The organism is bacterium SCSIO 12844 (assembly GCA_024397935.1).
GTDB lineage: Bacteria > Pseudomonadota > Gammaproteobacteria > Francisellales > Francisellaceae > M0027.
Genome location: CP073743.1, coordinates 386,634 through 399,248, shown reverse-complemented (window position 1 = coordinate 399,248; position 12,615 = coordinate 386,634). Strand labels below are relative to the sequence as shown.

Sequence of the window (12,615 nt, the reverse complement as noted above, 5' to 3'; positions counted from 1 at the left end):
CAGCATAAAACTATTGAAATAATTATAATTAGATTAAAAATATTATAATGATAAAATATACTAGGTATTTTAAAATTTTGACTTAGGGGCGTTTGCATGAGCTATAAAATAATCAATATCTATCTTGATCATTATGAAGAAGATCAAGCTTATAAAATTGACAGTGATGGTACTATTAAACTAAATGCTTATTATATTGAAAAACATGGCGCAGATGCTTCAAAAACAAAATTAAAAGAAGCTGTAAATGAACTAAGTGGCTTAGAAAAGTGTACACATATTCGCATGATCGGGCATGGCTCAGTAGAAGGTGATCATATTGCAACAAATAATCAAAAAGGATCATTTAATACTGCACATATCCGTCATATGCTATCTGAACTTATTGAGTCAAACGATAACCAATATATCATTTTTGAATTACTATCCTGTAATTCAGCAAGTAGTGACGATAGTCATAGCACACTAAAACAAGTTATTGATCCTTTGCATATCACCAATAATACTGTACTTTGCACACTTGGTTATAAAGATGTTATTATTGCAAATGATAATATGCATTCCATATATACAGAAAAGTTAGAAAACACACTATGTGTTAAAGAGCAGGAGTCATTAGCACAGCTTGAATTTCAAACAAATCAAGTTGATAAACAATCTCAATTATTAGAGATATTATCAGATGAATCATCATCAAAAAGAGATCAACTAATTAAAAAACTAGAAAATAAATCACAGATTCTAACCACAAAAATTGATAAAATCCTACACGCCATTGATATTTTGAGTCACCATGAGCAATATACTGATCAAGATATGAAAAATATCGAAATATTTGAAAATGAATTAGCGACCCTTGAGCCAGAACTTAATGAAATTGATGCATTACTTGAGCTAGCACATAATCCAATCAAATTAAAAGCTAAAATTGATAGCCAAGATGAAGAAATAATAAGACTACTTGATGAACAAATTTTGTTAAAAGAAACAATACAAAAACAAATAGGAAATCGAGTTTCATTTTTTAGCGATATTCACTGTATTATTAAGCGTAGTGTAACGACAATTGATAATGGTATTACTTCAAAAGGATGTAAATCCTTTGTTTATCAGTTTCCGCAAAATGGCATATTTAATGAAAATAATTATCAAACCTTGTTTGATAATTTAGAGTCAAAATACTCAAAGAATGAAGTTCAAACTATACAAGGATTTAGCTTAGACCCTAGTCAACATTTCTATCATGAAAACTCAGCTAAAGTAAACACAACGCCACAATATGATCAAAATCAAATTAACTAATCACTCACCGTAATACTAATAACTTTTTTCTCATCTTTATTTAGTTGGACTGCAGCAGCTTTAAATTCTGGTGGTCCCATATGCCCTTTTGCATCATTACTAAACCCATACTCTTCTTTGGGTACGCCAAAAAAATTTTTATCTAATTTTTGATTGTCATTAACATCATGCACAACTGCAATCGCATAAGTACCTTTTGGTAAATTATTAAATGTATAATTTGCTCTTTTATCCTGAATAGGTACTTTAACACCCTTGTATTTATTATCTTCTGGAAAACCTTGTGGAGAATTATATATTGCAATCAATGCTTGACCTTCATTATTATCAAAGCCCTGAGCATGGACAATTAATTCTGATGCAAGTATTGAATAGGGTATTAAAAAAAAAGCACTGATAAAACTTAACCGTTTAAGCATATAACAACCCCCAGTTGTGAATTGTAACTATATCTTAAGTATAGCCTAAATTCTAAGCAATCTTATTGTCTTGTTAAACGTATTGATTGATAGTGCTTAGATATTGGATAGTTTGCTCTTAGTGGATTAATATCTAACCCACCTCGGCGAGTATAACGTGCATAGACTAACAATTTTTCAGGCTGACAGTATGTCATAATATCATTAAAAATTCTCTCAACACATTGTTCATGAAATTCATTGTGATCGCGAAAGCTAACAATGTACTTTAATAATGCTTCATGAGATATTTTTTTACCCTGATATTCGATTAGAACACTTGCCCAGTCTGGTTGGTTTGTCACAAGACAGTTTGACTTTAATAGATGGCTCGATAACCGCTCTGTAACAATTTCAGATGAAGCTTCATCTAGCTTTAATAGTTCAGCATTGGTTTGATACTGCTCAATTTTACAATCAATATGATCTAATAAGAGTGCATCAAACGAATTACTAAATGCATCACTATATTCATCGATTGTAAACATCTGAATGTTAATATTTCCGGATAATGCTTCTTTTAAATCATTAGTGATTGTCTCTAAGACTGCGTGATCTGATGCAAACAATGTATTATTAAAAGAATTTAAATAAAGCTTTAAGCTTTTTGATTCAATAATATTTTCGCTATTAGAGTCAATAATAAATTTTAATATTTTAACAACCGGCTTACCTTTAGCATTAAGCCAGGAAACTTCATACGCAGTCCAAAGATCAAACCCTCTAAATATGGCTTGTGCATCTATAATGCCAAGCTCATCACGTTTTAGTTGCCTTGGAATGGGAAATAAAAGACTTTTATCATAACTTGTTTGATAAGCTGAGTTTTTTCCTAATTGAGATTGTTGTAAGTTCATTTATGATAATCATTAAAACCATTATTTTATACCAATTATAGATTCTAAAACGCCTATATCCAATCTACAAGAAATAAATTCTCAAAAATATATTTCATATTACAAGAATAATTAATAATCAAACATAACAACTTAAATACAAACTTCTGCATTAATCATTACAAAAATCAGAGGCACAGCGTTTCAATAATTTCATAAAGTCTGATAATTTTAAATCTTATAATTAAGGAGGTCGCATCATGTTCAAATTTCAAATTAATCAAAGAGTTCATCAAATGAATTCATATGTAAGCTCTAAACAATCAACTAATAAATTACCAGTAAAAGAGACAACATCAAATAATAATTGCTGGCTATTATCCGCCTCAATTGCAACAAATCCAAATGCAACAGAAGCAATTGACTACTACACTGAACTCTTAGCAGATAAAGGCTATGATGTCCATCAAATGGAAAAAGATGGATTACCTCTTGATAAAACTTACCAACAGATCTATGAAGATATGGGATTAGAAAAAATTAAAATCGATATCAAATCAGTTAAAGATATACAAAGAGTTCTAGAAAAGGTAAATGGTCCTATTGTTATGCTACGACCCGCATTAGGCTCTGGAAGCACGCATGCTGAAACAATTATTGGCATTGAAGGTGATGAATATATCGCATATGACACCATGATGGGTACAAAAGAAAAAAGAAACCAAGAGTATATTGATATGTTTCTTAGTAAAGGAGAAATTGAAATTTATATTCCTATTACTCAAAAAGAATTTGAAAAACAAAGAATTAAATCAGATAAGCCAGAACCACTATTTATGCAGCATAATGAAAAAAGTCCTTTAGTTCAAAAAAATAAATCGAATTGTTTTGACTGCTGTGTTATTTCTTAAAGAAATATACTACTCCACTGTCACTGATTTTGCTAAATTTCGGGGTTGGTCAACATCAGTACCTCTTTGAACCGCTACATGATAAGACAATAGTTGTAATGGAATAGTCATTACAATTGGTGCAATAATAGCATCAATACTTGCTAATGTAATCATATGTGCTTGATCAAGTTTTAATTCATTTTTAACCTCATGATCAACAAAAACAAATAACTCACCACCTCGTGCTTGTACTTCCATTAAATTAGATTCAAGCTTTTCTAATAAACGGTCATTTGGCGCAACAGCAATCACAGGCATATCTTTATCAACTAAAGCTAATGGCCCATGTTTTAATTCACCTGCGGGATAGGCTTCTGCATGAATATAAGAAATCTCTTTTAATTTTAATGCTCCTTCCATCGCAATTGGATAGTGAATTCCTCGACCTAAAAATAAAGTATGGTGCTTATCAATAAAGTGACTTGCAAGCGCTTCAATACTATGATCCAAAGCTAGCACTTCTTTTATCTGTAATGGTAAATGTTGTAGGCTTTTTACAATTTGCTGTTCATCTTCTTTATTTAATCCATGAAACTTTCCAACAGCACAGGTTAAAAGGAGTAATGATGCCATTTGTGTAGTTAATGCTTTTGTTGATGCAACACCAATCTCAACACCTGCTTGTGTCATAAATACAAGATCACTTTCACGTACTAATGAGCTACTTGGCACATTACAAATTGCCAAATAACCAAGATAATCAAGTTCTTTGGCTTGTCTTAAGGCTGCCATTGTATCTGCTGTTTCGCCAGATTGAGAAATCGTAACAAATAAGCATTTGTCAGGTACAACTGTTTTGCGATAACGAATTTCACTGGCAATTTCTACATCACAAGCAACATTTGCAATCGATTCAATCCAATATTTTGCCACTAACCCTGCAATATAACTTGAACCACAAGCAACAATTCTAATATGTTTAAGCTTATGAAATAAGCTTTCAGCATTGACACCAAAACGTTCAACTAAAACTTGATTTTCTAAAGAAAAACAATTACCTAAAGTTCTTGCAACCGCATCTGGCTGTTCAAACATTTCCTTTTGCATAAAATGTTTATAACCTTGTTTCGAAACACCTTCATCTTGCTGCTCAACAACTTCTGTTAATAATGACTTTTCATTACCTAAAGCATCATATAGCTTCACTGCCTCTCGCTTGATAATAGCGATATCACCTTCATCCATATAAGCAAATTTACGTGTAACCGGTAATAATGAAAATGTATCTGATGCGATAAAATTCTCTCCAATGCCTAGACCAATAACCATTGGAGAGCCTGAGCGAATCGCAATGAGCGTATCAGGATAGTGTGCATTCATAATTACAGCACCATAAGCACCTTCTAACTTTTCAGTTAATTCTAGCGCAACATCTTGTGGCTCTATTTGATCATGCCATATTTTTTCAGCTAAATGCGCAATCACTTCACTATCAGTTTCAGAAGAAAATTTAACGCCCGATTGTTGTAATTCTTCTCTTAATAAACCATGATTTTCAATTATACCATTATGAACGATTGAAATATGATTGCCCTGATGTGGGTGTGCATTTTCTAATGTAACCCCGCCATGCGTTGCCCAGCGTGTATGCGCAATACCAATACTGCCTTTTAAAAAGTTTTCATTTTTAATGCGCTCTGCCAATAATTTAACCTTACCAACTTCTCGTGTTCGATTAAGTTGATTTTTATTATCAATCATCGCTATGCCAGCTGAATCATAACCACGATACTCCAATCGTTTTAGCCCCTCTAATAAAATTGGTACGACATTTCTTTCAGCAACTGCACCAACAATTCCACACATAAAAGGATTCTCCTACTTCAATAATTAGATCATCTTATTTTTTATTTTCTTTTTTAGGTCTTTGCCAAGCATCTAAGGTAATTTGACGATTTGAACGATTAACCGTTAATTTGCCATTTGGCGTATTTTTTGTAATCGTTGAGCCTGAACCAATATAAGAGCCTTCACCTAATTTCACAGGCGCAACCAATTGTGAGTCAGAGCCAACAAATACATTATCTTCAATAATTGTTTGATGCTTATTAACCCCATCATAGTTACACGTAATAACACCTGCACCAATATTGACATCATTACCTAATATTGCATCACCAATATAACTTAAATGATTAACTTTAGAACCTTTACCGATTAAGCCTTTTTTGATTTCAACAAAATTACCAATTTTTGCCGATTCATCAATCATACAACCTGGTCGAATTCTTGCATATGGGCCAATCTCTGCATGTGATTTCACCACTGCATCTTCAAGCATCGAGTTGGGTTTGATAATCACATAGTCATCTAATTCAACATTTTTTAAAATACAATTTGCACCAATGATACATTGCTTACCAATTTGAACATTACCTTCTAGTATAACATTAACATCAATATGTGTATCATGACCAATCTCTACATTGCCTCGAATATCAATGCGATTTGGATCATTTAAGCTCACACCTTGAGCCATTAATAGTTCTGCTTGATGCCTCTGCCAAATACGCTCTAAATTTGCTAGTTCAATTCGACTATTAACACCGATAACTTCAAAGTGATTGTAAGGCTGACTAGTCACAATCTCAATGCCATCTTTTTGTGCCATTGCCACAATATCTGTTAAATAATATTCACCTTGCGCATTGTCATTAGTAAGCTTTGGCAGCCACTTGTGTAATAAATCAGCACTTAAATAATATATGCCTGTATTAATTTCATTTATCTCTCGCTCTTTTTGGGTTGCATCTTTTTCTTCTACAATACGCATAACACGATCATTTTCATCTCGGATAATACGCCCAAGTCCTGTAGGATCATTAAACTTCGCTGTTAAAATACCCATTTGATCTGACTGAACATGGGTAATAAAGCGCTTTAAAGTCTCTGATGAGATTAATGGTACATCACCATAAAGAATTAAAACCTTATCATTCTTATCAAGATAAGGTAGAGCTGACTTAACCGCATCGCCTGTGCCTTGAGTTTTTTTTTGCTCAATCCATGTTATTGGCTCACCAGTTAACGTTTCTTTTAATTGTTCAGCTAAGTGGCCGTAAATCACACCAATTTCATCAACATCTATTTTTTTAAGTGTTTCTAGTACATGCTCTATTAATGGTTTATTACTTAAGTTTTGTAACACTTTTGGCTTAGATGACTTCATTCTCTTACCTAAGCCTGCTGCTAAAATCAATACAAATAATCGCATCAATAAGCTACCCTCTAAATTTATTCTATCTACTTAACTTTGGCCATATTGTACCCTACTTCTATCTAAAATGCTTAGAAAGATTCATATTGAATCACTACTTTCTATATCTATGAGCAATTTAAAATCGTAATATTTTTGACAAATTACTTTCAGCAAATATATTGTATAATAACAAACACAATCATATAAAACATAAGGCCTTAAATTTATCATGACATATATGGCAGGCATTGAAGCTGGTGGCACTAAATTTATTTGTGCTGTGGGAGACTCAGAAGGTAAAATTTTTAAAAAGATTCGTATTGATACAACAACACCAGAAGAAACTATCTCTGAAGTTGTTACCTTTTTTAAATCACAAAATAATCAATACCCTATTAAAGCAATTGGTTGCGGTGCATTTGGCCCGATTGATCCGAATAAAAAATCGACAACCTATGGTTGTATTACAAGTACGCCAAAGCCAAACTGGCAGAATTTTAATATTGTTGATGCACTGTCTGAAAGTTTACAACTACCTGTTGGTTTTGATACTGATGTGAATGCTGCAGCACTTGGTGAATATTACTGGGGCTCTGCACGAGGATTAAGTGATTTTATCTATTTAACCGTTGGTACCGGCATTGGTGGTGGTGCAATGATTAATGGCAAGTTACTACATGGTGCAATGCATGCTGAAATGGGCCATATTTTAATTCCACAAGATAAAGCTAAAGATCCATTTGATGGCATTTGCCCTTATCACAATAACTGCTTAGAAGGTCTTGCATCAGGCCCTGCATTAAAATCACGTTGGCAGGTTGATTCTGCACTAAAGCTTGCAAATGATCATCCAGCTTGGGAGACTGAAGCAGAGTACTTAGCAATTGCACTGTGTAACTATATTATGACTTTATCACCTCAGCGCATTATCCTAGGCGGTGGTGTGATGAAACAGCGCCATTTATTTCCATTAATACGCCAAAAAGTAAAACAAAAACTAAACGGTTATATTGTTAATGAAATGGTTAATCATTTAGATGAAAGCATTGTCCCTGTAAGCCTTGGCGATAATACTGGCGTTATGGGGGCACTTGCATTAGCAAAGCGTGCGCACCTAGAATATGAAATGCATGAAATCAATTAATCGGAGCCATAGATTATGAATGATATCAATGAAATTGGTAAAACCTACCATCGCCCTTGGGGTACTTATCAAACCCTAGCATTAGCCAACGGCTATCAAGTTAAAACAATTACAGTTAATCCAGGTGGTATCTTATCTTTACAAAAGCATTTTAAAAGAGCTGAGCATTGGGTTGTTGTCAAAGGTAACCCAACTTTTACCATCGGAGATGATAAAAAAACCTATCAAGTTAATGACCATGTTTATATTCAAAAAGAGCAAATTCACCGCATGGAAAACCATACAGATACGCCTTGTGAAATTATTGAAGTACAAATTGGTCATTATTTAGGTGAAGATGATATTGTTAGAATTGAAGATGTTTATAACCGTTAAATATTTGTAATTGAATCCGTATAAGCATTTGAGAAAATACCACTTGGATCAATCATCTTTCTATAATCTGAAAACACTTTTAAGCGCTTACTTCTACGCTGATTCAATGAACTGATATAGGCTGGATTAAATGGTGCTGTGCCTTTAATATTAGTTTGAACATCTGCTGTTGATGGATCATAGAAGCCATACATCTTACCTTGATGAGGAACGCCACCTAATTGCACCCACTGATACTCAACATTGGCAAAAAAGTTTAATATATTTTTAGGAAAATTCATTGCATCAGTTTTCTTTGTCATTGCTAAAACCTCAATTGAGATAAATAATTGATCAGGATTATCTGAATAAGTACCTGCAAGTAAGGCATCACTGCCTCTGACAAATCGAAATTCTGGTGGAATAATCATGGTAAAATCATGATGTTCTTTTAAGCGTTTAGTAATTACCTGTAAAGCATCCCAGGCAACATCCAAACCATGATCTTGATTATCAGGCAAAGGAATAAAATAAGACATAAATGAAGCTCTTGTTGCTTGTGTTAGCCACATTGACTTATTTTCTTCAATCGTATCATTCATCTGGTCATAAATTTCTGCCATCGCACCACTTATAGCAGTATTACCGGTTAACTCTGTGCCATTATTTTGGATACTTTGCCCTGTATTTTGAACAAATGTTTCAGCTAATGGATTTAAAAGTGGAGCACCCCACTGTCTTTTTTGTGCAATCTCACAAGCTGTTTCTACTTTTTCAGGAACTGGGTTATTTAAAATAGGATTATTAGGGTTTGAATCAATACTCCAACGCAATGTCAATACATTATAGTAAGTTGCATAAGGGTTATAGAAAGATTCTACACTATGATAACCTTTTGAAAATAGTAATTTTTTATATATCTCAATAAAATCATCTTTAGCGTTAATTGTATAATAAGCTTGAGAAGGTACTAGTGTATTTTTATAGGGGCGTGGCTGTACTTTAAAAGTTACTGAAGTAATAATACCTAATGTACCTAAAGAGACACGATGAAACTGAAGTGGTTTATAGCCTTTAAATTCTGGTGAATTTGCATCATAAGTAACTTTTTCACCTTTATCATTCATGACAGTATAAGAGATAACGGTATTTGCAAGAATTGGGCTATCGACTGATGCACCATGCACATCAACAGCTACCATACCGCCAATACTAAAAAAGCCGCCAGCAGTTACTGTGCTTAACATTAAATTATGTGCAGTCAAATAAGCATCTAATTCATCTTCTGTAACCCCAGCATTAACAGTGGCTGTTAGATTATCTTGATCAATGATAATATCTTGTACACCACTATCACCTAAATCATTATAGCACGCTAAATCAATCGTCCATTGATGACCATGTTGTGTATTAATATCTGGGTTATTTGCATTGCTATTAACAATTAACGGCGTTGCTGAATGACGTTGTCCTGATACACGTAATTTAATGCTACCTTGTGATTGAGCCACTTGATTAATAATCAATTTCAGCTCATTTTCACTGGTTGGTAAAAAATAATACTGCCCATCTTCTGAAGTTGGCTTATATTGAAGATTACCACTCCAGTTAGTCCATGTCATGCTACGCTCAATCTGAGATTGTGCTTGCTGAATGCTATTGATTTCAATTTTTGTACTATTGGCAACATCAATTACTTGATGACTCTGGTCTAAAATCACTTACCCCTTCTCCTTGTTTATGATAAAAAATTCCATAGAGAAGAAATCATAACAAGCTTTGATTAGATAATAAATGAAAAAAATAAGAATTATATGTACAAAATATACTCAAATGATAAAATGCATTGCTTTATAAGTCTTTACTTATTGACTGAATCAACACCTAAATTGGCTAGTTGATCAGCAATCTCATTACCTTCAATACCCGCATGTCCTTTAACCCAATGCCAAGTAACTTGATGTCTTTCAAGTTGGCGATCAAGCTCTATCCAAAGCTCCTTATTTTTAACTGGCTTTTTTTGTGATGTCTTCCAATTATTTTTCTTCCAACTATGAATCCATTGTAAAATTCCATTTTTAACATAAGTAGAATCCGTATAAAGATCAACAACTGCTGAACGTTTCAAACACTTCAGTGCTTCAATAGCAGCCGTTAACTCCATCTGATTATTGGTTGTATTTTTTTCTCCCCCATATATCTTCTTAGTTGTATCTTTATACTTTAATAATGCCCCCCAGCCACCGATACCAGGATTACCTTTACAAGCACCATCAGTATAAATAATGACATTTGCTTTTTTAAACATTCGCCTATTATAACCTTTTATTTTTCTTTATATTGATTCATCGTTGCTGCATTAACGATATATTTGCTTTTTAGCATTTCAACACGTTGCTTCTCCCCAAATGGAGTTAACGGTACAACTTGCTTTTCATATACCATTACCCAGCCTAAAATTAACTGTGGTAATAACGTACAAAAAAAGCGTTTTAATGCATTATCAGGCAGTATTGCTTGCGCATTGACATAACTAAAGCCATGCAGCTTTAATAACTCTGTTATACGCCTTAGACTATGATGATGATAAATAAGTTGTTCTTTATCTAAAATTTGCTCTTTAGCATGTCTCAGCATACATTCAAGCGCGGTTAAGTTCTTAGCATTAGCATGTACAATTACTAGTTGTCCGCCTTCTTTAAGTGAAAAAAATGCTTCTTGTAAGACCTTACCTGGAAAGCGATACATTGATAAAATATGATATAATACAATTGTATCTAGGCTTTTTTCTTTAAATGGTAAAGCCTCAGGGGAAAATATACCATCCGGCAACTTATCTTTATTATAAATAAATCCGCCTGTATACTGGTGACGTGCATTGATACCTGATAGTAAGGCATGATCATCACTACCAATTAGAAGTGCCACATCAGCTGTTACATCGTTTAATAAATTATCTAACATCAATCGCTCTTGTTGATTGTATTGAGATAAATTCACAAAATCACCATTATTGCCTATACCCTTTCCAAGTATAAATGTTTTTATATACTTTACTCAATGTAAACTATAAAAATACAACGACTATCTTTTAGTTAATGCTTTTAATCTTTGGAAATAGTCGGGGCATGTTTTAGCAACACATTGACTGCCTTCTATTTCTACGCCATCAACTTTTAACCCAACTAAGCTTAAAGACATCGCCACACGATGGTCATTACAGCCTGATACAACACCACCATGGAGCTCTGCTGGATATATTGTAATACTATCATTAGTTGTTTCCACTTTAGCACCTAATATTGTTAACTCAGATGATATTGCTGAAATTCTATCTGACTCTTGAAGACGAGTATGTGCAATACCTGTAATTGTAGTTTTAGTTTCAGCAAATGATGCAATGGCAGCTAAAGTCATAAATGTATCTGAAAATGTCGCCATATTCACTTCAATACCCTTAAGTTTTTCAGTGCCTGTTACTGTAACACCTTGGCTATGATACTCGATATGACATCCCATTTGCTCTAGGACATTTAAAAACTGGATATCACCTTGCAACGTATCTTCATCAATATTAGAAAGTGTCACTTTACCATTCGTAATCGCAGCCATTGCAGCGAAATAAGATGCAGTTGAGATATCAGGTTCAATGGTATAATTTTGTGCTTGATATTGCTGATGTGCTTTTATTTGATAACTATCATCATCATGATTGACTGTCACATCAATACCAAACTTCTGCATCATTTTTACTGTCATATCGACATAAGTTAAACGTTTATGGGCATACGTATTAATTGAAACATCAGCTTTTGCTAATGGTGCTGCCATTAAAAGTCCTGATAAAAACTGGGAGCTTTCATTACTTTCAATAAAAATATCACCACCAATAAGACCATTGGCAGTCATATAAAAAGGCATTTGATAATCTTGTTTTTCGAAGTCAATTTGACAACCTTGGGCAATTAGCACTTCTAGCAAATTACGAATTGGTCGCTCTGACATTCGTTTTGAGGCAGAAAAATGAAATCCTGCTTGATTCATTGCTGCACATACAGGCAATAAAAAACGTGTCAATGTACCTGACTCATGAAAATATACATGCGCATCTGTAACATTAAAATGACCATGACAACCTGTAATTAATACTTTCTGGTTATTTCTATCTATTTGCAATTTTACATTTAATGCTTCAAGTGCTTTTAGACACGCGATTGTATCATCACTAAATAGCATATTAGAAATTTCTGATTCACCATCAGCTAATGCAGCAACAATTAAAGAGCGATTGACCATACTCTTAGAACCAGGAAGTGTTACCGTACCTTCAACTGGTTGGGAAACTGGTAAAATTATTTCCTTCATAATA

The 12,615-nt window shown here is 33.5% G+C and carries 12 protein-coding genes; 4 read left to right on the top strand and 8 right to left on the bottom strand.

Going from position 1 to position 12,615, the window contains the following annotated elements; all coding sequences use genetic code 11:
* Nucleotides 1-96 precede the first annotated feature (96 nt).
* Nucleotides 97-1,302, top strand: coding sequence for a hypothetical protein (locus KFE69_01920; GenBank protein UTW42922.1), 1,206 nt, complete (start codon nt 97-99; stop codon nt 1,300-1,302).
* Here KFE69_01920 and KFE69_01915 read toward each other — a convergent pair.
* Together KFE69_01915 and queF are read right to left on the bottom strand one after the other, a co-directional pair.
* Nucleotides 1,299-1,721 (bottom strand): DUF2141 domain-containing protein, encoded by a 423-nt coding sequence (locus KFE69_01915; GenBank protein ID UTW42921.1) that lies wholly within the window; start codon nt 1,719-1,721, stop codon nt 1,299-1,301. The genes KFE69_01920 and KFE69_01915 overlap by 4 nt on opposite strands.
* A gap of 62 nt (nt 1,722-1,783) precedes the next feature.
* A complete protein-coding gene (gene queF, locus KFE69_01910; protein UTW42920.1) occupies nt 1,784-2,617 on the bottom strand; it encodes an NADPH-dependent 7-cyano-7-deazaguanine reductase QueF in 834 nt (277 codons plus the stop codon).
* A gap of 239 nt (nt 2,618-2,856) precedes the next feature.
* Here queF and KFE69_01905 point away from each other — a divergent pair, with 239 nt between their 5' ends.
* Complete coding sequence (locus tag KFE69_01905; GenBank protein UTW42919.1) at nt 2,857-3,507, top strand: hypothetical protein; 651 nt, start codon at nt 2,857-2,859, stop codon at nt 3,505-3,507.
* 9 nt (nt 3,508-3,516) lie between these two features.
* On the opposite strand, the gene glmS is transcribed toward KFE69_01905, so the two are convergent.
* Both glmS and glmU read right to left on the bottom strand, forming a co-directional pair.
* A complete protein-coding gene (gene glmS / locus KFE69_01900; GenBank protein UTW42918.1) occupies nt 3,517-5,355 on the bottom strand; it encodes a glutamine--fructose-6-phosphate transaminase (isomerizing) in 1,839 nt (612 codons plus the stop codon).
* Nucleotides 5,356-5,389: 34 nt separating this feature from the next.
* Nucleotides 5,390-6,763, bottom strand: a complete 1,374-nt coding sequence (gene glmU / locus KFE69_01895) for a bifunctional UDP-N-acetylglucosamine diphosphorylase/glucosamine-1-phosphate N-acetyltransferase GlmU (protein ID UTW42917.1) — start codon at nt 6,761-6,763, stop codon at nt 5,390-5,392.
* A 214-nt stretch (nt 6,764-6,977) separates the two neighbouring features.
* Here glmU and KFE69_01890 point away from each other — a divergent pair, with 214 nt between their 5' ends.
* Nucleotides 6,978-7,892 (top strand): ROK family protein, encoded by a 915-nt coding sequence (locus tag KFE69_01890; GenBank protein UTW42916.1) that lies wholly within the window; start codon nt 6,978-6,980, stop codon nt 7,890-7,892.
* A 15-nt stretch (nt 7,893-7,907) separates the two neighbouring features.
* On the top strand, nt 7,908-8,267 hold the full coding sequence (locus tag KFE69_01885) for a phosphomannose isomerase type II C-terminal cupin domain (GenBank protein ID UTW42915.1): 360 nt from the start codon (nt 7,908-7,910) through the stop codon (nt 8,265-8,267).
* Here the strand turns inward: KFE69_01885 and KFE69_01880 are convergent.
* The 4 genes from KFE69_01880 to aroA all read right to left on the bottom strand — a co-directional run bounded on the left by KFE69_01880 (nt 8,264) and on the right by aroA (nt 12,611).
* A complete protein-coding gene (locus KFE69_01880) occupies nt 8,264-9,967 on the bottom strand; it encodes an FAD-binding protein (protein UTW42914.1) in 1,704 nt (567 codons plus the stop codon). The genes KFE69_01885 and KFE69_01880 overlap by 4 nt on opposite strands.
* 140 nt (nt 9,968-10,107) lie before the next feature.
* Nucleotides 10,108-10,554, bottom strand: a complete 447-nt coding sequence (rnhA, locus tag KFE69_01875) for a ribonuclease HI (protein UTW42913.1) — start codon at nt 10,552-10,554, stop codon at nt 10,108-10,110.
* 17 nt (nt 10,555-10,571) lie between these two features.
* Nucleotides 10,572-11,246, bottom strand: a complete 675-nt coding sequence (locus KFE69_01870) for a hypothetical protein (GenBank protein ID UTW42912.1) — start codon at nt 11,244-11,246, stop codon at nt 10,572-10,574.
* 84 nt (nt 11,247-11,330) lie between these two features.
* Complete coding sequence (aroA, locus tag KFE69_01865; GenBank protein ID UTW42911.1) at nt 11,331-12,611, bottom strand: 3-phosphoshikimate 1-carboxyvinyltransferase; 1,281 nt, start codon at nt 12,609-12,611, stop codon at nt 11,331-11,333.
* Nucleotides 12,612-12,615 lie beyond the last annotated feature (4 nt).

Bases quoted from the DNA above. Each gene is read 5' to 3' on its own strand.
- glmS (UTW42918.1), bottom strand. From the start codon at position 5,355: ATGTGTGGAATTGTTGGTGCAGTTGCTGAAAGAAATGTCGTACCAATT.
- aroA (UTW42911.1), bottom strand. From the start codon at position 12,611: ATGAAGGAAATAATTTTACCAGTTTCCCAACCAGTTGAAGGTACGGTA.
- glmU (UTW42917.1), bottom strand. From the start codon at position 6,763: ATGCGATTATTTGTATTGATTTTAGCAGCAGGCTTAGGTAAGAGAATG.
- KFE69_01920 (UTW42922.1), top strand. From the start codon at position 97: ATGAGCTATAAAATAATCAATATCTATCTTGATCATTATGAAGAAGAT.
- queF (UTW42920.1), bottom strand. From the start codon at position 2,617: ATGAACTTACAACAATCTCAATTAGGAAAAAACTCAGCTTATCAAACA.
- KFE69_01905 (UTW42919.1), top strand. From the start codon at position 2,857: ATGTTCAAATTTCAAATTAATCAAAGAGTTCATCAAATGAATTCATAT.
- KFE69_01915 (UTW42921.1), bottom strand. From the start codon at position 1,721: ATGCTTAAACGGTTAAGTTTTATCAGTGCTTTTTTTTTAATACCCTAT.
- rnhA (UTW42913.1), bottom strand. From the start codon at position 10,554: ATGTTTAAAAAAGCAAATGTCATTATTTATACTGATGGTGCTTGTAAA.
- KFE69_01885 (UTW42915.1), top strand. From the start codon at position 7,908: ATGAATGATATCAATGAAATTGGTAAAACCTACCATCGCCCTTGGGGT.
- KFE69_01890 (UTW42916.1), top strand. From the start codon at position 6,978: ATGACATATATGGCAGGCATTGAAGCTGGTGGCACTAAATTTATTTGT.